The sequence below is a fragment of the Dechloromonas sp. TW-R-39-2 genome, from assembly GCF_016864195.1.
Lineage (GTDB): Bacteria > Pseudomonadota > Gammaproteobacteria > Burkholderiales > Rhodocyclaceae > Azonexus.
In genome coordinates, this window is record NZ_CP045202.1 from 2,654,327 (window position 1) to 2,679,742 (window position 25,416).

General features: G+C 59.5%; 26 protein-coding genes. 16 read left to right on the forward strand and 10 right to left on the reverse strand.

Annotated elements, in window-relative coordinates; all coding sequences use genetic code 11:
• The first annotated feature begins 9 nt into the window (after positions 1–9).
• The gene (locus GBK02_RS12855) at positions 10–1,320 is read left to right on the forward strand and encodes an EAL and HDOD domain-containing protein (RefSeq protein WP_203467040.1); all 1,311 of its coding nucleotides are present in this window, start codon (positions 10–12) and stop codon (positions 1,318–1,320) included.
• On the opposite strand, the gene GBK02_RS12860 is transcribed toward GBK02_RS12855, so the two are convergent.
• From GBK02_RS12860 to GBK02_RS12885, 6 genes are all read right to left on the reverse strand, one after another.
• The gene (locus tag GBK02_RS12860; RefSeq protein WP_203467041.1) at positions 1,321–2,541 is read right to left on the reverse strand and encodes an ABC transporter permease; all 1,221 of its coding nucleotides are present in this window, start codon (positions 2,539–2,541) and stop codon (positions 1,321–1,323) included. It abuts the gene before it with no gap.
• A complete protein-coding gene (locus GBK02_RS12865) occupies positions 2,535–3,233 on the reverse strand; it encodes an ABC transporter ATP-binding protein (RefSeq protein WP_203467042.1) in 699 nt (232 codons plus the stop codon). Before GBK02_RS12865 ends, GBK02_RS12860 begins: the two co-directional genes overlap by 7 nt.
• Positions 3,233–4,435 carry an efflux RND transporter periplasmic adaptor subunit gene (locus GBK02_RS12870; RefSeq protein WP_203467043.1) on the reverse strand — a complete coding sequence of 401 codons (1,203 nt, stop codon included), beginning with the start codon at positions 4,433–4,435 and terminating at the stop codon, positions 3,233–3,235. The genes GBK02_RS12865 and GBK02_RS12870 overlap by 1 nt, the downstream gene beginning before the upstream one ends.
• Entirely contained in the window at positions 4,432–5,832 is a 1,401-nt protein-coding gene (locus tag GBK02_RS12875) for a TolC family protein (protein ID WP_203467044.1), read from the reverse strand. Before GBK02_RS12875 ends, GBK02_RS12870 begins: the two co-directional genes overlap by 4 nt.
• A gap of 64 nt (positions 5,833–5,896) precedes the next feature.
• On the reverse strand, positions 5,897–7,036 hold the full coding sequence (locus tag GBK02_RS12880) for an ABC transporter substrate-binding protein (protein WP_203467045.1): 1,140 nt from the start codon (positions 7,034–7,036) through the stop codon (positions 5,897–5,899).
• A 160-nt stretch (positions 7,037–7,196) separates the two neighbouring features.
• Positions 7,197–7,706, reverse strand: coding sequence for an ankyrin repeat domain-containing protein (locus tag GBK02_RS12885; protein ID WP_203467046.1), 510 nt, complete (start codon positions 7,704–7,706; stop codon positions 7,197–7,199).
• A gap of 244 nt (positions 7,707–7,950) precedes the next feature.
• Here GBK02_RS12885 and GBK02_RS12890 point away from each other — a divergent pair, with 244 nt between their 5' ends.
• From GBK02_RS12890 to GBK02_RS12930, 9 genes are all read left to right on the forward strand, one after another.
• Complete coding sequence (locus GBK02_RS12890; protein ID WP_203467047.1) at positions 7,951–8,655, forward strand: AzlC family ABC transporter permease; 705 nt, start codon at positions 7,951–7,953, stop codon at positions 8,653–8,655.
• Positions 8,652–8,978 carry an AzlD domain-containing protein gene (locus GBK02_RS12895; protein WP_203467048.1) on the forward strand — a complete coding sequence of 109 codons (327 nt, stop codon included), beginning with the start codon at positions 8,652–8,654 and terminating at the stop codon, positions 8,976–8,978. Before GBK02_RS12890 ends, GBK02_RS12895 begins: the two co-directional genes overlap by 4 nt.
• Positions 8,979–9,030: 52 nt before the next feature.
• Entirely contained in the window at positions 9,031–10,074 is a 1,044-nt protein-coding gene (locus tag GBK02_RS12900; protein WP_203467049.1) for a quinone-dependent dihydroorotate dehydrogenase, read from the forward strand.
• A 73-nt stretch (positions 10,075–10,147) separates the two neighbouring features.
• Complete coding sequence (rsxA, locus tag GBK02_RS12905) at positions 10,148–10,732, forward strand: electron transport complex subunit RsxA (RefSeq protein WP_203467050.1); 585 nt, start codon at positions 10,148–10,150, stop codon at positions 10,730–10,732.
• The gene (rsxB, locus tag GBK02_RS12910) at positions 10,732–11,292 is read left to right on the forward strand and encodes an electron transport complex subunit RsxB (RefSeq protein WP_371810489.1); all 561 of its coding nucleotides are present in this window, start codon (positions 10,732–10,734) and stop codon (positions 11,290–11,292) included. The genes rsxA and rsxB overlap by 1 nt, the downstream gene beginning before the upstream one ends.
• Positions 11,292–13,040 carry an electron transport complex subunit RsxC gene (gene rsxC, locus GBK02_RS12915; protein WP_203467051.1) on the forward strand — a complete coding sequence of 583 codons (1,749 nt, stop codon included), beginning with the start codon at positions 11,292–11,294 and terminating at the stop codon, positions 13,038–13,040. Before rsxB ends, rsxC begins: the two co-directional genes overlap by 1 nt.
• A complete protein-coding gene (locus GBK02_RS12920) occupies positions 13,037–14,056 on the forward strand; it encodes an RnfABCDGE type electron transport complex subunit D (protein ID WP_203467052.1) in 1,020 nt (339 codons plus the stop codon). Before rsxC ends, GBK02_RS12920 begins: the two co-directional genes overlap by 4 nt.
• Positions 14,053–14,730: an electron transport complex subunit RsxG gene (gene rsxG / locus GBK02_RS12925; protein WP_203467053.1), complete on the forward strand. Its 678-nt coding sequence runs from the start codon at positions 14,053–14,055 to the stop codon at positions 14,728–14,730. Before GBK02_RS12920 ends, rsxG begins: the two co-directional genes overlap by 4 nt.
• Positions 14,727–15,416, forward strand: coding sequence for an electron transport complex subunit E (locus GBK02_RS12930; protein WP_203467054.1), 690 nt, complete (start codon positions 14,727–14,729; stop codon positions 15,414–15,416). Before rsxG ends, GBK02_RS12930 begins: the two co-directional genes overlap by 4 nt.
• Positions 15,417–15,445: 29 nt before the next feature.
• Here GBK02_RS12930 and GBK02_RS12935 read toward each other — a convergent pair whose 3' ends face one another.
• Positions 15,446–16,414 (reverse strand): GGDEF domain-containing protein, encoded by a 969-nt coding sequence (locus GBK02_RS12935; protein WP_203467055.1) that lies wholly within the window; start codon positions 16,412–16,414, stop codon positions 15,446–15,448.
• A gap of 93 nt (positions 16,415–16,507) precedes the next feature.
• Between GBK02_RS12935 and nth the strand changes: the two genes are divergently transcribed.
• The 6 genes from nth to GBK02_RS12965 are packed head-to-tail and all read left to right on the forward strand — an operon-like array spanning position 16,508 to position 21,265.
• Positions 16,508–17,140: an endonuclease III gene (gene nth / locus GBK02_RS12940; RefSeq protein WP_203467056.1), complete on the forward strand. Its 633-nt coding sequence runs from the start codon at positions 16,508–16,510 to the stop codon at positions 17,138–17,140.
• The gene (locus GBK02_RS12945) at positions 17,137–18,153 is read left to right on the forward strand and encodes an FIST C-terminal domain-containing protein (protein WP_203467057.1); all 1,017 of its coding nucleotides are present in this window, start codon (positions 17,137–17,139) and stop codon (positions 18,151–18,153) included. Before nth ends, GBK02_RS12945 begins: the two co-directional genes overlap by 4 nt.
• Complete coding sequence (locus GBK02_RS12950) at positions 18,146–18,577, forward strand: DUF1841 family protein (RefSeq protein WP_203467058.1); 432 nt, start codon at positions 18,146–18,148, stop codon at positions 18,575–18,577. Before GBK02_RS12945 ends, GBK02_RS12950 begins: the two co-directional genes overlap by 8 nt.
• 11 nt (positions 18,578–18,588) lie before the next feature.
• On the forward strand, positions 18,589–19,434 hold the full coding sequence (locus GBK02_RS12955) for a MoxR family ATPase (protein WP_203467059.1): 846 nt from the start codon (positions 18,589–18,591) through the stop codon (positions 19,432–19,434).
• Positions 19,435–20,607: a VWA domain-containing protein gene (locus GBK02_RS12960; RefSeq protein ID WP_203467060.1), complete on the forward strand. Its 1,173-nt coding sequence runs from the start codon at positions 19,435–19,437 to the stop codon at positions 20,605–20,607.
• Between the two features lie 10 nt (positions 20,608–20,617).
• Positions 20,618–21,265 (forward strand): FecR domain-containing protein, encoded by a 648-nt coding sequence (locus GBK02_RS12965; RefSeq protein WP_203467061.1) that lies wholly within the window; start codon positions 20,618–20,620, stop codon positions 21,263–21,265.
• A 17-nt stretch (positions 21,266–21,282) separates the two neighbouring features.
• Here the strand turns inward: GBK02_RS12965 and GBK02_RS12970 are convergent, their stop codons facing one another.
• From GBK02_RS12970 to htpG, 3 genes are all read right to left on the reverse strand, one after another.
• Positions 21,283–23,067, reverse strand: a complete 1,785-nt coding sequence (locus GBK02_RS12970; protein ID WP_203467062.1) for a GspE/PulE family protein — start codon at positions 23,065–23,067, stop codon at positions 21,283–21,285.
• Between the two features lie 100 nt (positions 23,068–23,167).
• Positions 23,168–23,380: a DUF3820 family protein gene (locus GBK02_RS12975; protein WP_203467063.1), complete on the reverse strand. Its 213-nt coding sequence runs from the start codon at positions 23,378–23,380 to the stop codon at positions 23,168–23,170.
• A gap of 52 nt (positions 23,381–23,432) precedes the next feature.
• Positions 23,433–25,343, reverse strand: coding sequence for a molecular chaperone HtpG (gene htpG / locus GBK02_RS12980; protein WP_203467064.1), 1,911 nt, complete (start codon positions 25,341–25,343; stop codon positions 23,433–23,435).
• Positions 25,344–25,416 lie beyond the last annotated feature (73 nt).

A 25,416-nucleotide genomic window follows, 5' to 3' on the forward strand; every position in this document is an offset into this window, starting at 1 on the left:
TTCCGCCCAATGAGTTTTTTCAAGCGCCTCTTCGGTTTTTTCTCGGACGATAAAAAAGCCACCGCCGCGCCAAGCCCGCGCCCGGTTGCACCGGCGGCCGTAGCCCAGGCACCGCAAGGCGCAGCGCTGATCTTCATCGGCTGGGGTGAAATGGTCGATGGACAATCCAAGATTTCAGGCTATCTGCTCCGCCCCCGCTCACTGGTCGCCAATCGTCCGATTGAAGCCAGTGCGTTGCGCCAGGCACTCGAGCGCGAACAAGTGGCGCGCTTTGCCGAACAGCGCCTGGTGATCATTCCCCTGACCGTGGCGCAATGGCAGGCCGTCGATTTCCGCAGCCTGATCCAGCGCCGCAGTTGTTTCCTGATCGACGACCTCGGCCAACTTGACGCCCCTGCACGCGACGCATTGGTCGCCAGCATTCGTGCCGCCGGCGCACGTCTTGCGGTCGACCTGCGAAACGATGCGGATTTGAATCTGGCTGGACAAGCCGATGTCCTGCTTTTCGATTTCCAGACTGCCTCTCTCGCCACGCTCGAAAAAACGGTCAAAACACTGCGCCAGCGCAAACCCGGCCTGCTGATGGCAGCAGACAATGTACACACTTGGACCGAACACCGGCTCTGCCTGTCGCTCGGTTTCGATTTTTGTCTCGGCAGTTTTGCCGCGACACGCGATGAAGAGGCTGCCGCCGGACCGATCAGCGAAAGCCGGCTGGTGGTCATCGAAATGCTCAACCAGTTGCGCAGCGACGTCGATCTGGCCGATCTGGCAACGACAGCAATGCGTGATCCAGCGGTCGTCGTCAAGCTGCTCGACATGGCCAACTCGCCGCTTTACGGCCTGCCGCGCAAGGTTGCCAATCTCGAAGAAGCGATCATGCTGCTCGGCCGCGATGCCGTCTATCGCTGGCTGGCCATCGCCCTGCTGCATGTCGACGCCAACAGTGGGCGCGACCAGACCTTGATGGTTTTTGCCCTGTGCCGCGCAGCCTTTCTCAAGCAGGTGGCCGGCGATGCCGACAAGCAGAAGGCGGATGAAATGTTCCTCGTCGGCCTGCTGTCCATCCTCGAAAGCCTGCTCGGCCTGCCAATGAGCCAGATTCTCGAAAAGATGCGCCTGCCGGAAACGGTTGCCGATGCCTTGCTGCGCGGCGAAGGCCCCTACGCCAGGCCGCTGCAACTGGCGCTGGCGCTGGAACGCTGCCGGCTCGACCAGGCCATCGTTCTGGCCACGTCGATCCGGATCAGCCCGACCGAATTGCTCGACTATTACCGCGAAGCGATGACCTGGGCGACGAGCGAAGTCGGCAACGACTGATTACTGGTAGCGCAACGCCTCGATCGGATCGAGCTGCGCCGCCTTGCGCGCCGGGTAGTAACCGAAGAACACACCGACCCCGGCGGCAACAGCGAAGGCGACCAGCGCCGAACTGCCGGAAACGACGATGACCATACCGGTCGTCGCATTGACCAGCAGCGCGCCGCCAATGCCGAGCAACAGGCCGAGCAGGCAACCAGCCAGCGAAATCATGATCGCTTCAAGCAAAAACTGCGTCAGGATGTCTTTCTGACGGGCGCCGATCGCCATCCGGATACCGATTTCACGCGTCCGCTCGGTCACCGAAACAAGCATGATATTCATGATCCCGATGCCGCCGACAAGCAGCGAAATCGAGGCAATGGCGCCGAGCAGGATGGACATCGTGCGCGTCGTTTCAGCTTCCGACTCAGCCGCCGCCGACAGGTTGCGCGTAAAGAAGTCGTTCGGCATGCCTTCGCGTAGACGGTGCCGCTGACGGAGCAGCGACTCGACCGATTTCTCGGCCAGCGGCAAGGCTTCCGAGGATTCTGCCTGGACCATGATCATGCGCACCGAACCGAGGAACGGCGTGCCGAACACCTTGCGTTGAGCGGTGGTCAGCGGAATGATCACCGTATCGTCCTGATCCCGCCCATCCAGGTTCTGCCCCTTGCTGCCGAGCACACCGATCACGACGAAAGGATTCTGCTGGATGCGGATGGTTTTGCCGACCGGATCGTCATCGACAAAGAGGTTTTCAGCCACGGTCTTGCCGATCAGCGCGACGCGGGTTGCGGCACGCACATCGGAATCGCCAAAAGCTGCGCCGTTGACGATATTCCAGGCGCGCGCCTCAAGATACGGCGGCGTCGTACCGATCACCTGCGTGCTCCAGTTCTGCGAACCGTAAACCAGTTGGCGCGTGCCCTGATGCGTCGGCGCGACATTGGCGATGCCGTCGAGTTCGGCAATCGCATCGGCATCGGCGACATTGATCGTCGGCGCACCGGCCGAACCGCTGCGCACACCGGCTGCAGTAAACGAGCCGGAAAGGACGATGAACAGATTCGAGCCCATCGTGCTGATCGTCTGTTGCACGGCGTACTGGGCACCCTGCCCGATGGCCATCATGATCACCACGGCGCCGACGCCGATCACCATGCCGAGCATGGTCAGCGCCGTGCGCAGGCGGTTGGCGCCCATCGCCATCCAGGCTTCGCCAAGCATCGCCTTCAACATGTTGCCTCCGTCAGTTGATCGCTGACCAGCCGGCCATCGAGAAAGCGCACCTGGCGCTTGGCGTGGGCGGCAATATCCGGCTCATGCGTGACCAGCACGATGGTGATGCCTTCGGCGTTGAGTTCGCCGAACAGGCGCATGATTTCCTCGCTGGTATGGCTGTCGAGATTGCCGGTCGGCTCGTCGGCCAGAATCAGGCGAGGCTTGTTGACCAGTGCCCGGGCAATCGCCACGCGCTGCTGCTGGCCGCCGGAAATGCGCGCCGGCAGGGAGTCGGCGTATTTGCCGAGGCCCACCTTGTCGAGCAACTCGCGGGCGGCGCGACGCCGGGTATCGACATCCATCCCGGCATAGACCAGCGGCAGGGCAACGTTGTCCTGCAAGGTCATGCGCGGCAGCAGGTTAAAGCCCTGAAAAACGAAACCCAGCGTCCGGTTGCGCAGCTGGGCCAAGGCATCCTTCTCCATCCGGGCGACATTTTCGCCAGCCAGGAAATAGTCGCCGGTCGTCGGTGTATCGAGACAGCCGAGCAGATTCATGAACGTCGACTTGCCCGAGCCGGATGGTCCCATGATGGCAATGTATTCGCCCCGCCGGATATCGAGATCGACGCCGCGCAGTGCAGGAAACAGGCCGGCTGCCGTGGCATAGGATTTCCCCAGCCCGACGACGCGGATGACCGACTCGCTCATCAGAACATTCTCATGCCGACGCTGGATGGCGCTTTCTTGCCGGCCGCATTTTCACCGGTCACCACCCGGTCGCCGGCCTTCAATTCGCCGCCAACCACCTCGGTATTGCGATTATCGGTAATGCCGACCTGCACGCTGACCGCTTTGATTTCGTCGCCGGAAAGCACGTAGACCGTGCCACTCTGGCCATCACGCTTCTTGCCCTTTTTCTCGCCGGGTGCCGCCGGTGCTGCGGTCGACGCCGGTTTTCCGCCATTTTCGGCGCTCTTTTCCGACGCGTCGGCCGGCTTGAAACGCAAGGCCGCATTCGGCACGAGCAGGACACCTTCCTTGCGCGCCGTACCAATATTGACGTAAGCCGTCATGCCCGGCAGCAACACCAGTTCCGGGTTGGCCACGGTAACGCGGACGTTGTAGGTCACGACGTTTTGCTGATTGGTCGGATTGAGCCGGATCTGCTGCACTTCGCCGCTGAAATTGCGGTTCGGAAAGGCGTCGACCGTGAAACGCGCCTTCTGGCCCTCACGCAGATTGCCGATATCGGCTTCGGCAAAGCTGGTGTCGATGCGCATTTCGGTCAGATCCTGGGCAATCTTGATCAGCACCGGCGTCTGGAAACTGGCTGCAACCGTCTGGCCGAGATCGACTACGCGATCAACCACCACACCGGAAACCGGCGAACGGATGGTGGTGTTGCCGAGATTGACCCGATCCTTGTCGAGCTGCGCCTTGGCCTGGGCAAGTTGTGCCGTGGCCGATTTGAGCGCCTGACGAGTTTGGTCGTACTCCTGTTTCGAGACGTACTCCTGGGCAAACAGCGCCTTGATCCTCGCCTCATTGGCCTGTGCCAACTCCAGCGCCGCATTGGCGCTGGCCAGATTGGCTTCGCTCTGGCGTGCCTGCGCCGTCAGCAAGGCGGCATCCAGTTCGAGCAGCGGCTGGCCTTCCTTGACCTTGTCGTTGAAATCAACGTACAACTTTTTGACGGTGCCAGACACCTGCGTGCCGACACTGACCAGCACGACCGGATTAAGCGTCCCGTTGGCCGAGACGGTCTGGATCACCTCACCCTTGTCGATCGTCGCCAGCTTGTAACGCTGCTCCGGGTTCTGCGCTTCACGCTGCTTCGAGTACCACAGGCCGCCGCCGATCAAGCCGGCGATGACGGTCGTACCTACGAGAATCTTGCCTATCCGTTTCATGGTCTTCCTTCCACTGCAGCCGGAGCTTGCAGCAGCGTGTAATCAAGTGCGCCGACCGACTGGGCCAGCGTGGCGCGGTAAACATGCCAGTCGAGCCCGGCCTGGATGCGCTGCAGACGGGCACTGGCCAGCGCGCTTTGCGCCGTCAGCAAATCAAGCACCGTGCCGACACCGGCTTTGTAGCGCCCCAATGCAACCCGCTCGGACTGCTCGGCGCTGGCCACCAGATCGGCCGTTGTCTTGAGGCTCTCAGTCGCCGTCGTCAGGCTCTGATAGGCACGCCAGACATCGAGTGCCACCTGCGAACGAATGCGGTCACGCTGCGCCGCCTTGACATCGACCTGGGCCGCTGCCGAACGGATGCGGTAAGTTGTTTCGAATCCAGAGAAAATCGGCACGTTGACCGTGACACCCAGATTGCCGGCGTTGGTCACGACACCGCCGACATCCTGCCAGGTCGGCCCGGTAGACAAGGTGACGCTCGGCCGGCCTTGCGCCCGGGCCAGCTCGACACCGGCTTCGGCCGCTTTGAACTGGGCCTCGGCAGCCTGCAAGTCCGGTCGGCGAGCACGGGCTTCCGCAATCAGGGCGTCGATATCCTGCTGGAAAGCCGCTTCGGGCAAGGTTGGCGGCACATCAGCCAGTTGAATTTTCTGTTGCGCGTCGAAGCCCATCGCATTGGCCAGCGCACCCAAGGCATTGCGTGCGTCGCCTTCCGCCTTGATCCGGTTGAGCCGGGCCTGCGACAACGCGGTCTGCGCCTGCAAACGATCGGCCGGCGTCGCGACACCAGCCTGATAACGCGCCTCGGCCGCCGCAAAACTCTCGCGCGCCGCACGCTCGGCATCGCCGGTTGCAATCACCGCCGCACGAGTGGCCTGGGCCGTGTAATAAGTCTGCAATGCCGCAAGAAACAGCGACTGGATCGTCGAGTTCTGGGTCGAAGCGGCTGCGCTGAGCAATTGCCGGGCATTCTCGATATTGGCCGAACGCTGGCCGAAATCGAACAGCAACCAGGAAAGCGTCAATGCCGCATTGCTCTGGTTGTAATTGCGTTGTTCGGTGTAATTGCGGACGCCGCTCAAACGGCCATCGAGATCAGGCAACCAGGCTGATTGGGCAACGCCCAGCAGTGCCGCCTGAACGCGGGCGGCAGCCCAGACTTCGCGCGTCTGCGGATGATTGCACAAGGCCAGGTCGACCGCATCGATCGCATTCAGCGCGTTCGCTGGAATCGCTGTGGCACAAGGCGCTTCGCCAACGCGGGCAGACAGGCCGGGCGATGGCCGGAGCGGCAAGGCAGCATCGGTCGAAAAGGGATCAGCCAGGCCGCCAGCCCAGACGGGCGCGGCCAGACAGCAGAATGCAGTAAGTGTTAAATGCAGGAATTTCGGCATGGGCGCTAGTTTAACCGCCCATGTGTGACGAAAACTGTGAGCAATTGTTTCCGAATGCCTCTTTTCAGCGCATCAGACGACCACCGTTACCCACAATCGTCACTTCGACAAAACGCGACCCCAAACGATCCTTGCCGTTGTAATTGACCGTAAAACCACCGGAATCATAAGGCCGCATGCCATCGAGTGCAGCCAGCAGCTTTTCCCGGTTCAGTTGCGGGCCGGCTCGCTGCAATGCCTCAACCATGACCTTGGCCGCCAGATAACCTTCAAGCGTCGTGTAAGTCGCCCCCGCCGCCGGCTGGAACTCCTTGGGCAAGGCCAAAAATTCACGCACCACCGGCTTGGTACTGCTCCATGGGTAAGGCACGACCTGTGAAATGGCGACACCGACCACTTCATGACCCAGCTCTGCCTGCAATGCCTTGAAACCAACCACGGACAAGGCAAAAAACTGGGGAACCTGGCCGGTCTGGCGCATTTGCTTGACGAAAGCAGCTGTCGGTTTATAGGTACTGATCATCACGACCGCCTGCGGGTTGACCGCAGCAATCGCCTTGACCGCCTCGGCCACATCATTTTTCGTCTTGTCGTAGACGCCGCTGCCACGCAATTTCAGGCCGCGCTTTTTCAGCGCATTCTCGACCCCGGCCAGACCCGCCTTGCCAAAAGCGTCATTCTGGTAAAACACGGCAATCCGATCGATGCCCAGCGTGGTCAGCTGATCGATGATCTTTTCACTTTCGTCGCCATAACTAGCGCGCAGCCAGAATGTGGTTGGCGAAGGCTGGGCGCGCAGCTCGTCGGAGCCGGTGTATGGCGCCAGCGATGGAACGCCGCGCTCATTGACCAAGGGCTGCACGGCGGCGTAATTGGCACTGCCGAACATCCCGAAAAAAGCGAGCACACCGTCTTTATCAAGCAGACGGCGGGCGTTTTCAAGCGACCGCTCGACGACGTAAGCATCATCCATCGCCAGCAATTCAATCCGCCGACCATGCACGCCGCCCTTGCTATTCACCCAATTGAAACAAGCCAGCGCGCCGTCGCGGTATTCCGTGCCGAGTTCGGCGAGTGCCCCGGTCAACGGGACGGATTGGCCCAATTTGATCGTCCCGCCCTGCTGCGCCCTTGTACTCGACAAGGGCAGCAAGACCAGACAGGAAAATAGCAGCCCGGCCAGGGCGCGCCAATTCATTTTCATGCAGATTCTCCGAGGGATGCGCACCTTGGCCTGATCGCCGGTGCATTCTGTTTTAGCGCCGGGGAAAGCCCACGGCAGAATGACTTTAGCCCGACCTGGCGGGGCAGATTGTCATGCAAACGACAAAGCAGACAAGGAAGGCCCTTGCCGCGGCTGACTTTCAGCGCATTTTGGTTGCGGCCCGCAATGCGTCGGCCTCAAGCACCATCGTATCGGTCCCGATGCAGCGCACGGCATCGATTTCCTCAAAGACCGGTTCGGCTTCAAATGCACCATGATCGGCTTCGCTGTGTTCCTGATTATGCCCGTCACGGAAAGCCTTCCACTGGGCAAGCATGATCTCATGCTCGGTCAGACCTGTAACGGCGCCAACCGGCACCTTGGCCCCCAGTTCGATCAGCGTCCGGACAACCTCCGTCCGGCTGCCACGTATGGCCATGCTGAGCGGCGACGTTGCCAGATCGTTGTCCACCAGATTGACCTTGGCGCCCCGTTTGGCCAGTTCGCGCACGATATCGACATGCCCCATGAAGCAGGCAATGCCCATCGGCAAACCGGAATCCCCGTGACCGTCATCCATCTCGACCGGCGTACCGGCGTCAAGCAGCCTGCAAACCTCCTTGAGCTGGCCGGTGCGAATTGCCTTGATGAGTAAGAGTTGTGCGGTCATGGTGTGTCGGGCAGCGAGTGGCTAGTCATTTCGATATAGCACGCATGATACCGCGACCGTGGACCAATGGTCTGTAGCGCGCCAGTGACATGATGTAAAGCCTTGTAGGGCTGGGGTCAAGATCATGCATTTCAGGTCGTCGGACACGGTCGACCGGACAAAAGTTCAAGATGCCGTCCAAGGCTGTTTCACCCCGACCCACCTCACTGTATGCTGTCACGCCTTTGAACAAGCAAGGACAACGGTGACATCGAGTTTCCGCACAGGCGCCCGCGAAGGTTTTACGGCTTTTTTGCCGCTTTCGGTCGGCCTCGTACCGTGGGCGCTGGTTATGGGCATGGCGATGATCAGTACAGGATTCAGCCCGCTACAGGCAATGGGCATGAGTGTGATTGTCTTCGCCGGCACCGCCCAACTCGGCACATTGCCGCTGATCGCCGCCGAAGCACCGATCTGGCTGATCATCATGACCGCGCTGGCACTCAATTTGCGTTTCGTCATCTTCAGCGCAGCCATTGCCCCGGGTTTTCGCGGCACCCGACTGGCCGAACGCTGGCTGGCCGGCCATCTGCTGACCGACGGGGTATTCGCCGTCTGCCTCGACAAGATGCTGCACAACAACGATCCACGCTGGCGACTGGGCTACTTTCTGGCGCCCGCAGCCTGGTCATGGCTACTCTGGCAAGTCTTCGCACTGATCGGCATTCTTGCGGCAGCCTACATTCCCCGCCAGTGGTCGCTTGAGTTCATGGCGACCATTGCCCTGATCGTACTGCTCGTGCCGATGGCACGCGTCCGCCCGATGCTGATCGCCGCGATTATTGGCGGAACCAGCGCGACACTGCTGCGCAACCTGCCTTTGCGACTCGGCGTGATTGTCGGCATCTGCGCCGGCATTGCCGCCGGTTTTGCCGCGGAAAACATCGAACACAGGAACAAGCAGCCATGAATTTCGACGCCTCGCTGTGGCTGGTTTTCATTTTGATCGGCCTGGCCACGACACTTCCTCGCGCCAGCTTCATCGTCCTCGGCAATCGGGTCACCCTGCCCGGCGTTGTCCAGCGCGCCCTGCGCTATGCCCCTGCGGCCGCCCTGGCGGCAATCGTGGTTCCTGACCTGCTGATCGTCGGCAACGAATTACAGGTATTCAACCCCAAACTTGCCGCCGGCTGCGCCGCGGTTGCAGCAAGCACCTTATGGCGCAATCCCTGGCTGCCCTTCATTGCCGGAATGACTGTTTTGCTGGGTTTACGCTTTGGATTAGGGCTTTAAGCGGGATTTTTACGGCCAGAAATTGCTGCAATGCGGTAAAATCGCGCCCACTATGCTCTATCCCCTTATTCGCAAATTCTTTTTCGCACTCGACGCCGAAACCGCCCACGGTATCGGCATGAGCGGTGTCGATCTTCTTAATGCCAGCGGCCTTGCCGGCCTGCTCGCCAAGCCTGTCGCCCCCTGCCCGGTCGACGTCATGGGCCTGCGTTTTCCGAACCCGGTCGGCCTGGCCGCCGGGCTGGACAAAAATGGCGACCACATCGACGGACTGGCCAAGCTGGGTTTCGGCTTCCTCGAAATCGGCACGATCACCCCACGGCCGCAGGATGGCAATCCGCGCCCGCGCCTGTTCCGCATTCCGGAAGCCCAGGGCATCATCAATCGCATGGGCTTCAACAATGCCGGCGTCGACAAGCTGCTGGAAAACGTCCGCGCAGCTGAATTTCCGAAAAAAGGCGGCATCCTCGGCATCAATATCGGCAAGAACGCGACGACTCCGATTGAAAAGGCCGCCGAGGATTATCTGATCTGTCTCGAAAAGGTCTACAACGACGCCAGCTACGTGACGGTGAACATCTCTTCCCCGAACACCAAGAACTTGCGTGAATTGCAGAAGGACGATGCCCTGGACGACCTGCTCGCCCAGTTGAAGGCCAAGCAGGAACAACTGGCCGAACAGCACGGCAAATACGTGCCGATGGCCTTGAAGATCGCACCCGATCTCGACGACACCCAAATCACCGCGATTGCCGATGCCTTGCGCCGGCACCGGATGGATGGCGTGATTGCGACCAACACAACCTTGTCGCGCGACGGCGTCGAAGGCATGCAGAACGGCAACGAAGCTGGCGGCCTGTCCGGTGCGCCGGTTTTCCGCAAATCGACGGATGTGCTGAAAAAACTGTCGACCGCGCTGGCCGGAGAACTGCCGATCATCGGCGTCGGTGGCATTCTGGGCGGTGAAGATGCGGCCGAGAAAATCCGCGCCGGGGCAAGCCTGGTTCAGTTCTACAGTGGTTTCATCTATCGCGGGCCGGACCTGGTCAGCGAGGTGGCGGATACATTGGCTAATATCATGAAGAAATCCGTATAAGCCCATAACTTTGTCGCGGTTGTTTGCATTCCAGCAAAGCCCGATAATTCCGGGCCTCGAGCCTTAGAAAAACATGAGCCACTACTTATTCATCCTCGTCGGTGCGGTGTTGGTCAACAACGTCGTTCTGGTGAAGATTCTCGGTCTTTGCCCCTTCATGGGCGTTTCCAAAAAACTGGAAACCGCCTACGGCATGGGTGCCGCGACGACCTTCGTGCTGACCATGGCGACCGGCGCCAGCTACATCATCGATCACTACCTGTTGATGCCGTTCGGGCTGGAATATCTGCGCACGCTATCCTTCATCGTCACCATCGCCGCCATCGTCCAGCTGACCGAAATGGTCATCGCCAAGACCTCGCCTGCGCTGCAACAGACACTGGGTATCTACCTGCCCCTGATCACGACCAACTGCGCCGTGCTGGGTGTACCGCTGCTCAATATTTCGAATGGCTACAACTTCATCGACTCGCTACTGTTCGGCGCCGGTAGTGCCGTTGGCTTCTCGCTGGTCCTGATTCTCTTCGCCGGTATCCGCGAGCGGATCGAAGGGGCCGACGTCCCGGTCTATTTCCGCGGCGTCGCCATCGCCATGGTCACCGCCGGGCTGATGGCGCTGGCCTTCATGGGTTTTGCCGGACTGGACAAGTACCAATAATGGATATCGTCCTCGCTATTGCCATCATGGCCCTTGGGGCCGTCGTACTGGGCGCGGCGCTCGGTTTTGCCTCGATCAAGTTCAAGGTCGAAGGCGACCCGCTGGTCGAAAAGATCGAGGCCATCCTGCCGCAAACCCAATGCGGCCAGTGCGGCTATCCGGGTTGCAAGCCTTACGCCGAAGCCATCGCCAACGGCGATGAGATCAACAAATGCCCGCCGGGCGGCGCCGAAGGCGTCCAGCGTCTGGCCGACTTGCTCGGCCGCGAAGCCAAACCGCTCGATGCCGAAGAAAAACCGAAAGCCGTTGCGGTGATCGATGAAAACACCTGCATCGGCTGCACGCTGTGTATCCAGGCCTGCCCGGTCGACGCCATCGTCGGTGCCGCCAAGCAGATGCACATCATCATTGCCGCGCAATGTACCGGTTGCGAACTTTGCCTGCCGCCCTGCCCGGTCGAGTGCATCAATATGCAAGTGATTACCGAAAACATCGACAACTGGAAGTGGAAGTATCCGGTCGTTGAAATCAAGGCTGCCCCCCTCAAGGAAGCCGCCTGATGCTGATGAATCTTTTCAAATTCAAAGGTGGCGTCAAGCCGCCGACCAACAAGACCCAGTCCCTGACGCTGCCGATCGCCCAGGCGCCGCTGCCCTCGCGGCTGATCGTGCCTTTGCACCAGAGCATTGGCGGCATGCCGCAACCGGTGGTACAGGCTGGCGACAAGGTGCTCAAGGGCCAGTTGATCGGTGAGGCCGACGGCTGGATTTCTTCTGCCGTGCATGCCCCGACCTCAGGCACCGTGCTCGAAGTTGCGATGCATGTCCAACCGCACCCATCGGGCCTGGATGCCATGTGTGTCGTCATCGAGCCGGATGGCAAGGACGAATGGATTGCCCGTGAAGCGCTTGATTACAAGGCGCTGAAACCCGAGGAAGTCCGCGAACGCCTGCAGCAAGCCGGCGTTGTCGGCCTGGGTGGCGCGGTTTTCCCGACCCACGGCAAGTTGACCGCATCAAAGACAGTCGAGATGGAAGAAATGGTGATCAACGGCGCCGAATGCGAGCCCTTCATCACCTGCGACGACCTGCTGATGCGCGAACGTGCCGAGGAAGTCGTACGCGGCATCGGCATCTTCCGCGACCTGCTGCAACCGAAAAAAGTGTTGATCGGCATCGAGGACAACAAGCCGGAAGCCGCTGCCGCCATGCGTGCTGCGGTCGACGCCCTCGGCGAATCGTTTCTGGTCGTCCCCGTGCCGACGCTCTACCCGGCCGGCGGCGCAAAACAACTGATCCGCGTGCTGACCGGCAAGGAAGTCCCGGCCAGCAAGCGCTCAACCGATCTCGGCGTGCAGTGCTTCAACGTTGCTACGGCCTATACCGCCTGGCGCGCCATTGCCCACGGCGAGCCGGTTGTCTCCCGCCTAGTCACGCTGACCGGCAATGTCGGCGAACCACGCAATTACGAAGTTCTGATCGGCACACCGATGGACGAACTGCTCGCCCTGGCTGGCCCAAAGCAGGACACCGACGGCATCGTCATGGGTGGCCCGATGATGGGCTTCATGGTGCCGAATGGCAGCGCCCCGGTGGTCAAGGCGACCAACTGCCTAATTGCCCATTCGACAAAGCTTTTCCCGCCCAAGGCGCCGGAAATGCCGTGCATCCGCTGCGGCTCGTGCGCCGAAGCCTGCCCGCACGAACTCCAGCCGTTCGAGATGTACTGGTTCTCGCGCGCCAAGAATTTCGGCAAGACGCAGGAATATCACATCTTCGACTGCATCGAATGCGGCTGCTGCTCCTTCGTCTGCCCCTCACGCATCCCGCTCGTCCAGTATTTCCGCTTTGCCAAGAGTGAAATCTGGGCCCGCGAACGCGAAAAGAAAGCGGCCGATACAGCCAAGACGCGCTTCGAGTTCAAGCAGTTGCGCGAAGAACGCGAAAAAGCCGAAAAGGCCGAAAAGCTGGCCAAGGCGGCCGCCGCCCAAGCCGCCAAGAAGGCGGCTGAAGCGGCGGCAGCGGCCGCCGGCACCGAATCTGCCGGAACGGAACAAGCGGCCAGCGTACCGAGCACGGAAGCTCCCGCCCAAGCCGTTGCGGTCGACGCCGAAAAAGAGGCCAAAAAGGCCGCGATCGCCGCCGCCATGGCCCGTGCCAAGGCGCAGCGCGAGGCGGTCCAGCCCAAGAATACCGAGGCGCTGACTGCTGCACAGCAACACGCCATTGATGATATTGAATCGCGCCGTAGCGTGCTCGCACCTGAATCGCAGGATGCCGCCGCACCGGGCAGCGAGAAAGCCGAATGATGTTCGCCCCCGCTCCCTATTTGCTCAAGGACGTCAGCGTCAGCAAGGTCATGACCCAGGTCTGCCTCGCACTGCTGCCGGGCATTGCCGCCTATGTCTGGCTGATCGGCCCAGCCATCCTGATTCAACTGTTGCTCGCCTCGCTCACCGCACTGCTTGCCGAAGGCCTGATGTTGCGCCTGCAGGGCAAACCCCTCGGTCTTTTCCTGGCGGACGGCTCGGCCATCGTCACCGCCTGGCTGATTGCCCTGGCTTTCCCACCGCTCGCCCCTTGGTGGCTGATCGTCACCGGCACCGCCTTCGCCATTGTCGTCGCCAAGCAACTTTATGGTGGCCTTGGCCAGAATCCGTTCAACCCGGCGATGATCGCCTTTGCCGTGTGCATCGTTGCTTTTCCGGCACTGATGTCGCAATGGCCCCCGGCCGGACTCGATGCCTCCTTTCTCGAACAATGCAAGGTCATTTTCGGTTTCAGTCCACGCCTCGATGCGCTCTCCGGAGCCACACCGCTTGATGCAATGAAAACCGGCCTCAAGCTGGCCGAAGGTACAAGCAGCGTCAGCCACTTGATGGCCAACAGCGAAATTTATGGACAACTGGCCGGTCGCGGCTGGGAATGGGTTGCGACAGGTTACCTGATCGGCGGTCTGTGGATGTGGCACCGCAAGCTGATTAGCTGGCATGTGCCGACGGCTTTCATCGGTGCCATTCTGGCCATCTCCGGTGCGCTCTGGCTCTACGATCCGAGCCAGTTCGCCAGCCCGATGTTCCATCTGCTCTCAGGCGGCAGCATGCTGGGTGCCTTTTTTATCGCCACCGATCCGGTTTCAGGCTGCACGACACCGCGCGGCAAACTGATTTTTGCTGCCGGCGCCGGTTTGCTGGCCTACATCATCCGTGTCTTTGGCGGCTATCCGGATGGCGTTGCCTTTGCCGTACTGCTGCTCAATCTTTGTGCGCCGGTCATCGACCTGCTGACTCAGCCTGCCATTTTTGGCATGAAGGACAAGTCATGAGTGGCGCCAAGGAATTCAGCGCAACCGGCATGGCATTTCGCACGGCCGGTATCCTGTTTGTTTTCGTCATCATTTTTACCGGCCTGCTCTCCGCTGCCTACCTGTGGACCAAGCCGGCAATCGAAGCCTCTGCAGCCGAAGAAAAAATGCGCCTGGTCGACGAAGTCCTGCCGCGCACTGAATACGACAACGCCCTGCTCGACGACACACTCGCCCTGCCGGCGACCAGCGAACTGGGGCTGAGCGAAACGACAACGCTCTATCGCGCCCGCCGTGCCGGCCAACCGGTCGCACTGGTTTTCGAAGCCGTTGCACCGGACGGTTATGCTGGCAAGATCCGCTTGATCATGGCCATTCGTGCCGATGGCAAAGTAGCGGGCGTACGCGTCACGCAGCACAAGGAAACACCGGGGCTGGGCGATTACGTCGAGGTCAAGAAAGACAAGAACAAGAACCGCCCGTGGATTACCCAATTCCTCGACATGTCGCTGGCCGACGTCAGCGACAAGGAATGGAAAGTCAAGAAGGACGGCGGCCGGATCGACTATTACGCAGGTGCCACGGTGACACCGCGTGCCGTAACCAAAGCCGTACTGAAGGCCGTCCAGTGGGCCGATGCCAATCGTGACCAACTGTTTGCCGACTCGGCCAGCAATACTGGAGCTGCCAAATGATCACCCGCGACGAATTCAAGACAATTGCCGGCAATGGCATCTGGAAGCAGAACACTTCGATTGCACAGATTCTGGGTCTCTGCCCCTTGCTGGCCACGACCACGAATGCCGTAAACGGCATCATGCTGTCACTGGCCACCATTCTGGTCATGGCCCTCTCCGGCTTCGCCATCGCCAGCCTGCGCAACCTGATTCCCCATGAAATCCGCATTCCGGTCTTCATCCTGATCGTGGCAGCGCTGGTTACCGTGGTCGACCTGCTATTCAATGCCAATTTGCACGAGCTTTACCTTGTGCTCGGCATCTTCATTCCGCTCATCGTCACCAACTGTATCGTCCTGGCTCGCGTCGAAGCCTTCGCCGCCAAGAACCCGCCGCTGCAATCCACTTTCGACGGTGTTTTCATGGGCGTCGGCATGCTGTGGACGCTCGGTTTGCTCGGCGCCATCCGCGAATTCCTTGGGAATGGCACGATACTCGGCGGCATCGACATGGTTTTCCCCAGCCTGCACCCGATCCAGGTCTTGCCGGAAAGCTACCCCGGCTTTCTGCTCGCCTTGCTCCCGCCGGGCGCCTTCATCCTGCTCGGTTGCATGATTGCCTGGAAAAACTGGATGGATGCCCGCGCCGCCGCCCGGGCTGCACTGATGCCGCCGGCACCGGTCAGCACCGCCGGTTGCCACTGAGAGCGGCGAAACGAATCAGGTTTTCCCGGTCAACCGGCCAGCACGGCGCAATTCTTGCCCTGCCGCTTGGCTTCGTAACCGGCATCGTCCGCCCGTCGGATCAGCGAATCCCGCGTTTCGCCGGGGATGTAACTGGCGACACCGATACTGACGGTGCAGCGAATCGACTCACCTGCCGAGGTAGGAATTACCTCGGCAGCGAATGAGCGACAAAGACGCTCGGCCAGCTGTTTGCCGGCATCGGCTTCGGTCTCAGGCAACAAAACGACAAATTCTTCGCCACCGTAGCGGTAAGCCGAGTCCGATGCCCGCAGCCCCTCGCCAATCACCCTGGCCAATGCCTGGAGAACGCGATCGCCCTCGAGATGCCCGAAGTTGTCGTTGATTCGCTTGAAATTGTCGCAATCCAGCACCAACAAGGAAAGTGGCCGGGAATAGCGGGTTGCGCGCTCGACTTCAGCCTGCAGGCGCTCATGCAAGGAACGTGAATTGAACAAGCCGGTCAAGGAATCGACCAGGCTCAAATTACGATAACGCTCTTCACTTTGCCGCAAAGCCTCTTCAGCCCTGCGTCTTTCCGTCACATCCTGCAAGGTTTCGATCGCCCCGATGACCTCTCCGACGGCATTGCGCAAAGGCGCCGCGGTGAAATAGAGCCAGCGACCGCCCACGCCAAAGGACGGGAAGAAATCCTCGGCTTCAAAAGCACCTTCAATCAACACTGAACGACGGAATTTGCCGTGATACAAGGCGTCGACCGCAGTTTCCAGCGCACCGCTGACAATCAGGTCGGCCATGATCGAACGGGCATCGGGGTAGAAGGCACGCCACTGGTCGGAGGTACCTATCATTTCATCCGCCGGAACACCGGTCAAAACTGCACAGGCACGATTCCAGTGCGTCACCCGATGCTGGGCATCGATCACGATGGTCGCCACCGGATTGCCTTCTAGAACCTGGGAAAGATCAATCCCCTCCTCGTCGGATGCAAACTGCATCAATCCTTCGCCCCTTTCGATCAGGTAAAATTTGCCTTGAACGAATATGTCGTATTCTGCAACGATTGACAATCCACCCAGCCCACCCAAATCGTGAAAAAAGCCGATATTGAGCAGTTCTATGCCCGTTTGCGTGCGGCCAATCCCGCACCGACGACCGAACTGAACTACACAACACCGTTTCAATTGCTGATAGCCGTCATTCTCTCGGCTCAGGCAACGGATGTGGGCGTCAACAAAGCGACCGACCGACTTTTCCCGGTCGCCCCGACCCCTGACAAGATGTATGCGCTGGGCGTCGAAGGCCTGAGCGAATACATCAAGACCATCGGGCTGTATCGGACCAAGGCAAAAAACGTCATCGCCACCTGCCGGATGCTGCTTGACCTGCATGACGGTCAGGTGCCCGATGAACGCAGCGCACTCGAAGCCCTGCCCGGTGTCGGCCGAAAGACGGCCAATGTCGTACTCAACACAGCCTTTGGCCAGCCGACGATCGCCGTCGACACGCACATCTTCCGGCTCGGCAACCGGACCGGCATCGCTCCGGGAAAAACTGTGGTCGATGTCGAGCAAAAACTGCTCCGCGTCACACCCGATGAATACATGAAGGATGCCCATCACTGGCTCATTCTCCATGGTCGTTATGTGTGCAAGGCACGCAAGCCGGAATGCGAACGCTGTATCGTGGCTGATCTCTGCCGCTTCAAGGGAAAAACATTGTGAAAGTTGCCAGCGCGCTGGTTTCTGGCCTGCACCCGGATGCCGCACTGGCTGAAAAGGCCGTTCGCTGCGCGCTGGAGAAGGCCGGTCTTGAGCGAGCCAACAACGTCATCCTGTTTCTCACCCGGGACTTCGTCCGCCACGCACAGCCTGCCGTTCTGGCCGCAGCACGCGCAGCAGGTTGCCTGCAAGTTTGCGGCACCACGGCCAGCGGACTATTCACGGAAGATGGCTGGCTGCTTGAGCAGTCAGGGGCTGCGGCACTGGTTTTCGAGGCAACGCCAGCCCCCCCGCACGATGGCAGCCCGACACTGTCGTTTACCGGCCACGGTACGCTGCCTTTTGAATGGCAAGCCTTGCCGCAGCGGGCAGGCCTGCTCGAAGCCAATGCAGCGACCTGGTCGCACGGACGAATCAGCCCGAATGCCTGTGCAGAGACCCGCTTGCCGGGCATGGCGGCAACCCTGCTGCGCTCGGCAGGCTTGTTGAGGTTGAGTCCGGGGCTGTCGCTCGATTTTGCGCAAGGTTACGATTTGCGCCGGATTGACGGCATGGGAGCCGCCGACAGCCTGCGCCAGCACCTGCCACCGGAACTCCGCGAGCATCCGCCGGTCCACCGCCTGGTCGTCTTGCGCCACTCGGGTGAGTCGGCCATTCCTGTTCTTTCACTCAATGCAGATGGCTCCTTGACGATTGGCGAAGCACTGGCCGAAGGAGAAACCCTCTGCTGGGCGCTGCGTCATCCGGATCACAGTGCGCAGGAAATGCAGCAATTGCTCGATGCCGCGGTCAACCCGCTGGCAAAGCCCGATTTCGCATTGATGTTTTCCTGCATCGGCCGCGGCCCGCTGTTCTACGGCGACGATGACCGGGACTTGCTAGCTTTCCGTCAAGCCTGTCCGCAAACACCGTTGCTCGGCGCCTACGCCAGTGGGCAGATCGCACCGTCCAGCCAGCGCAACCGCCTGTTCCACAATTCAGCCGTCACCTTACTTTTCGAAAGTCTGCATGTTTAACCCCACCCGCGATCAAGTCCGCCAGTTTTTTTGCGATGCCTGGCGCAAGCACGTCGAACGTCTGCCGCTGGTCGGTGCCGAAGTCACCGCCGCCGACATTGCTGCCCGTCATCCGGAATATCATGCGCTGCTGGCCGACACGGCGGGTGCGCTGACTCAGGAATGGATGCCGGAAGATGGGGCGATGAGTCCATTCCTGCACCTGTCGCTGCATCTCGCCATCCACGAACAACTCAGCATCGACCAGCCGCCGGGCATCCGTGCCGCATTTGAAAATCTGCGCCGGCGCATGGACCCGCACGATGCCGAGCATGTACTGGTCGAATGCCTCGGAGAAACTATCTGGGCCGCCCAGCGCAACGGTATCCAGATGGATGCCCTGGCTTATGTCGATGCCGTCAAACGCAAATCCAGCCTGATCTGAAAGGCCCGCCGATGAAATTTGAAGGTACCGATGCCTATGTCGCAACCCGCGACCTGACCCTCGCGGTCAACGCTGCCAATGTGCTCGAACGTCCCCTGCTGATCAAGGGCGAACCCGGCACCGGCAAAACCCTGCTCGCCGAAGAGGTCGCCCGGGCGCTGAACAGGCCGCTCTTCCAATGGCACATCAAATCCACCACCAAAGCCCAGCAAGGCCTCTACGAATACGATGCTGTCTCTCGCCTGCGCGACTCGCAACTGGGCGACCCACGCGTCGAGGACATCGGCCATTACATCGTGCACGGCGTACTCTGGCAGGCCTTCGAATGTGACGAACCCTGCGTCGTGCTGATCGATGAAATCGACAAGGCCGACATCGAGTTCCCCAACGATTTGCTGCGCGAACTCGACCGCATGGAATTCCATTGCTACGAGTTGCACCGAACGATCAAGGCCAAGCACCGGCCGCTGATCATCATCACCTCGAACAACGAGAAGGAGTTGCCGGACGCTTTTCTGCGCCGCTGTTTCTTCCACTACATCAAGTTCCCGGACAAGGAGACGATGACGCGCATCGTCGATGTCCATTTCCCGACGCTGAAGCGCGAACTGCTGCGCGAGGCACTCGAAGTCTTCTTCGAACTGCGTGATGTACCCGGACTGAAGAAAAAGCCCTCGACCAGTGAACTGATCGACTGGCTCAAGCTGCTGCTGGCCGAAGATATTCCGCCGGAAGCCCTGCGTGCCAGGGAGGCCAAGGACGCAATTCCACCGCTGCACGGTGCGCTGCTCAAGAACGAACAGGATGTTCATCTATTTGAACGTCTGGCTTTCATGGCACGCCGCAAACAGCCGTAAATGCTGGTCGACTACTTCCTGCATCTGAAATCACGGCAGATTCCGGTATCGACCAAGGAACTGCTGGTGCTGCTTGAAGCACTGCAGGCCCGGCTGGTGAGCGGCAGTCTCGATGATTTTTATCTCCTCTCGCGCGCCATCCTGATCAAGGACGAAGCCCTCTACGACCGCTTCGACCGTGCTTTTGGCGAGTACTTCAAGGGTATCGAAGCCCTGCCCGGCTTCGAGGCGATGATTCCCGAGGAATGGCTGGAACTGGCAGCCAAACGACATCTCTCGGAAGAAGACCGGCTCAAGCTGCAGAAGCTCGGCTACGAGAAATTATTCGAGCAATTCAAGCAACGGCTCGACGAGCAGAAGGAACGCCACGCCGGCGGCAACAAGTGGATCGGCACGGCCGGCACCTCGCCTTACGGCCATGGCGGCTACCACCCGGAAGGCATCCGGTTGGGCGGCGACTCGGTCGGCAACCGGACGGCGATCAAGGTCTGGGAACAGCGCGAATTCCGCAACCTCGACGACTCGGTCGACCTCGGTGTACGCAACATCAAGGTCGCGCTGCGCCGCCTGCGCCGCTTCGCCCGTCAGGGAGCGGCCACCGAACTCGATCTCGATGGCACGGTTGCCGGCACAGCCCGTAACGGTGGCTGGCTCGACCTGCAACTCCGTCCGGAACGCCACAACACGATCAAGGTGCTGCTGTTCCTCGATATCGGCGGCTCAATGGACGACCACATCGAGGCTTGCGAGGAGCTATTCTCGGCGGCACGCAGCGAGTTCAAGCATCTCGAACATTTCTACTTCCACAACTGCGTCTATGAAGGCGTCTGGAAGGACAACCGGCGGCGCCATCAGGAACGGCTATCGACCTGGGATGTCATCCACACCTACGGCCCGGACTACAAACTGGTCTTCGTCGGTGATGCAACGATGAGCCCCTACGAAATCGCCCGCCCCGGCGGCAGTGTCGAGCACTGGAATGAAGAAGCCGGTGCCGTCTGGCTAGAACGCATGCTGTCCACCTGGTCACGCGCAGTCTGGCTCAATCCGCTGGCTGAAACTCACTGGACGTACACGCAATCGATCCACATGATTCAGCAACTGCTCGGCAACCGGATGTATCCGCTGACGCTCGATGGACTGGAACGCGCCATGCGGACACTCTCACGTTAAGGAAAGAACCATGCAACGTCGCCAATTACTCAAGGGAATCGCTGCGCTGGCCTTGGCCGAGCGTTTGGGCGCACTGCAGGCTGCCTGGGCTGCAGGCGGCAAACTGCCACCACCCGGCATGCACCAGATGACCGGCGATGTGCGAATCAATGGCCAGCCGGCCAGTCCCGGCACACCGATCAAGCCGGGCGACACCGTCACCACAGGCCCGAACAGCCAGGCCATCTACATCATCGGCAATGATGCCTACCTGCAACGAGACCGGACAACGGTCAGCCTGGCAGGTCAGGCAGCACGCGCCGGACTGCGCGTGCTGACCGGCAAGTTGCTGGCCGTGTTCGGCAAGGGAAACAAGCAGATCGAAACACCGACCGCAACCATCGGCATCCGCGGCACGGGCTGCTACATCGAAGCTGAAACGAAAAAGGTCTATTTCTGCCTGTGTTACGGCAAAGCCGAAATTACCTCGATGCATATGCCCGATATCCACGAGCAGCTGGAAACCAGCTACCACGACAAACCGGTTTACCTGCATGCCGATGGCAGCCAGATGATGGTGCCCGCCACCGTCATCAACCACACGGACAGTGAGCTGACGCTCCTTGAAAGTCTGGTCGGCCGTACGCCAGCGTTCTACGGCAAGACCAGCGCCTATTGAGGCGCGGTTTTGACTCTTTATATCTCGTCGACCGGGGGAGCCACCTTGACGACTTCTTCAAGCGTCGTGAGGCCCTGCGCCACTTTGAGCGCCCCGGAAATGCGCAGTGGACGCATGCCCTCACGATAAGCCAGATCGCGGACACGGGCGATTTCGGTCAGCGGTTTGATCTGCTTGCGAATCTCCGGTGAATTGATCAGGATTTCGTAGATACCGACCCGGCCCACATAGCCGGTCATGCGGCACTCCAGACAGCCGACTGCATGGTGCAGATGTGTTGGCTCTCCGGATTTCCATGGGGACACCAGGGCGCGCCAGGTTAAGCGCTGTTCCTCGGTGATCGGGCTGGATTTCTTGCAATGCGGGCATAGCGTACGAACCAGTCGCTGCGCCATCACCCCCAGGACGGTTGAGTTGATCAGGTAGGCCGGAACACCGAGGTCGAGCAGTCGGGTAATTGCCGATGGCGCATCGTTGGTATGCAGGGTGGACAATACGAAGTGCCCGGTCAACGCTGCCTGGATGGCCATTTCGGCAGTTTCCAGATCACGGATTTCACCAATCATCACAATATCCGGATCCTGGCGCATCAAGGCGCGAACCCCATCAGCAAAGCCCAGTTCAATACCGCGGTTGACCTGCATCTGGTTAAACGATGCCTCAACCATTTCAATCGGATCTTCAATCGTGCAGACATTGACCTCCGGCGTGGCCAACTGCTTGAGCGTGGTATACAGCGTCGTCGTTTTGCCCGAACCGGTCGGCCCGGTCACCAGAACGATGCCGTTCGGGGAGCTGGTCATTTGCTGCCAGCGGGCCTGATCCTCCTCGGAAAAGCCCAGCGAGCGGAAATCGCGGACCAGCACCTCGGGATCAAAAATCCGCATCACCAGCTTTTCACCGAATGCCGTCGGCAATGTCGATAAGCGAAGTTCGACCTCCTGCCCGGTCGGGGTCCGGGTCTTGACCCGACCATCTTGCGGCCGCCGCTTTTCAATCACGTCCATGCGTCCCAGAAGCTTGATCCGGCTGGTCATGGCATTCATTACCGTCATCGGAATCTGGTAAACCTGATGCAGCACACCATCGATACGAAAACGGACAATCCCCAGATCGCGGCGGGGCTCAATGTGAATATCCGAGGCACGCTGGTCGAAGGCGTACTGCCATAGCCAGTCGACGATATGAACAATGTGCTGGTCATTGGCATCGAACTGGCGGTTGCTCTTGCCCAGTTCAACCAGTTGTTCGAAATTCGAAAGTGCCTGGGTATTTTCTCCCTTGGAAGCCGCTTTCTTGACCGAGCGGGCTAGATTGAAGAATTCGACAAGGTAGCGTGAAATATCATCAGGGTTCGCCATGACACGGCGAATTTCCTTGCGCAGAATGGGCTTGAGTTCGCTTTCCCACTCTCTGACGAAGGGTTCTGCCGTCGCGATCACAACTTCGCGCGTGCTGACCTGAACCGGCAGGATGCCGAAGCGGGCGGCATAGGCGCTGGACATAATATCCGTCACCCCGGTGAAATCGATTTTCAGCGGATCAATGTGCAGATATTCAAGACCACACTTTCCGGCCAGCCATTCGCTCAAGCCATCGAGATTCAGCAAGCGTCCAGGCGATTTGAGCGAGCGCCATTTTTGCTGATCGACCAGAACCAGGGGATGCGCCTTGTTCCCCTGCAAACGCTGCTCAATCTTCAACGCTTCGGCCATTGCGTGATCGATCATGCCGTCTGCCTGCAGCATTTCAAGCACTTCCGGGAGCGTCAAACGATGCTCATGTACTGTGTTTTGATTCATGCTGGCCAATATAGCATGGAGCGAAGTAAGGTTTTGTAAGGCCGAAAAATGGCGCTTCGTACCTCGAAAAAAAGCCGCCTGACAGGATCAGGCGGCTTTTTCAACGTTGGCGCAGCGGGGTCAGCAGAGCAGACAGACCGTTGTGATCTATCTCCTGCATCAAGGCAAGCAAGCGCCCAATCTCCCCAGGTGGAAATCCCTCACGGGCAAACCAGTTGAGATAATTTCCCGGCAAGTCGGCCAGCAAGCGCCCCTTGTATTTGCCAAAGGGCATTTCACGGCTCACCAGGAGAAGCAGATCGTCGGGACTCATGTGATTTTCGACACTTTGCCACGGTCGACCGCAGCAAAGTGCCGAAATCGACTTACTTGGCCGACAAGGCCATCATCAGGTCGTTGATCCGCTTGACGAAGCCAGCCGGATCATCCAGTTGGCCACCTTCAGCCAGGGTTGCCTGCTCGAAAAGCAGAGCAGCCCAATCATCGAAGCGGCTTTCTTCATACTTGAGGCGCATGACTGCCGGATGGTTCGGATTGACTTCGAGAATCGGCTTGGTATTCGGCATTTGCTGGCCTGCCGCCTTCATCAGACGCGCCAGGTTGCCGGACGGATCATGCTCGTCGGAAACCAGGCATGACGGCGAGTCGGTCAGACGATAGGTGACGCGGACGTCCTTGACCTTGTCGCCCAACGAGGCCTTGACCTTGTCGATCAGTTCCTTGTATTCGTCAGCAGCCTTTTCGGCCTCCTGCTTTTCTGCCTCATCTTCCAGCTTGCCGAGATCAAGCCCACCCTTGGCCACGGACTGCAGTTGCTTCCCGTCAAACTCGGTAAGGTGACCGACGACCCATTCATCAACACGGTCGGAGAGCAGCAGGACTTCGATGCCTTTCTTGCGGAAGATTTCGAGATGCGGACTGTTCTTGGCAGCATTGAAAGTATCAGCCGTAACGTAATAAATCTTTTCCTGACCTTCTTTCATGCGGGCGATGTAGTCGGCCAGCGAGACATTCTGTTCAGTCGTGTCGTTGTGGGTCGAGGCAAAGCGAAGCAGGCCGGCGATTTTTTCCTTGTTGGCATGGTCCTCGCCGACGCCTTCCTTGAGCACATTGCCGAATGCGCCCCAGAAAGTCGCGTATTTTTCCTTGTCGTTCTCAGCCAGGTCCTCAAGCATACCGAGCACCTTGCGCGTACAACCATTGCGGATACCGTCAATATCCTTGCTCTGCTGCAGGATTTCACGCGAAACGTTGAGCGGCAGGTCGGCCGAATCGACCACACCGCGGACAAAACGCATGTAGAGCGGCATCAACTGTTCAGCATCGTCCATGATGAAGACGCGGCGTACGTAGAGTTTGATGCCGTGACGGGCATTACGATCCCAGAGATCGAACGGGGCACGCGCCGGAATATAGAGCAGTTGCGTGTATTCCTGCTTGCCTTCGACACGGGCGTGCGTCCAGGACAGCGGATCTTCGAAATCGTGCGCAACGTGCTTGTAGAATTCCTTGTACTGCTCGTCGGTGATGTCAGACTTGGCACGCACCCAGAGTGCATTTGCCTGATTGACCGTTTCATCCTCTTCGGTCATCAATTGCTCGCCGTCTTTCCACTCTTCCTTCTTCATCACGATCGGCAAGGTAATGTGATCGGAGTATTTGCGGATGATCGACTTCAGCTTCCAGCCACCCAAAAATTCGTCCTCGCCCTCACGCAGATGCAACGTGACGTCGGTACCGCGCGTCGCCTTTTCAACCATCTCGACGGTGTAATCGCCCTCACCACCCGACTCCCAGCAAACAGCCTGATTGGCTTCGAAGCCAGCACGCCGTGAAACGACCGTAACTTTGTCGGCGATGATGAACGATGAGTAGAAACCGACACCGAATTGGCCGATCAAGTGCGCATCCTTGGCCTGGTCACCGGTCAGCGCCGAGAAAAATTCCTTGGTTCCTGATTTGGCAATCGTACCAAGATGCTCAACAGCCTCATCACGTGACAAGCCGATACCGTTGTCAGAGATAGTGATGGTGCGAGCATCCTTGTTGAAAGCGATGCGAATTTTCAGGTCGGCATCATCGCCATAGAGGGCGCTATTGTTAAGGGCTTCAAAACGAAGCTTGTCACAGGCATCGGAAGCATTTGAAACCAGCTCGCGCAGAAAAATTTCCTTGTTGCTGTACAAGGAATGAATCATCAGTTGCAGCAGTTGTTTGACTTCAGCCTGGAAACCCAGGGTTTCGCGATTAACGTTCGCAGTTGCAGACTCGGACATGCTTGAAACTCCCAATGAAACAATGATGTGTTCCTTGAGATGGGGATGAATCCTGGCGTTTCAAGAGGAAAGA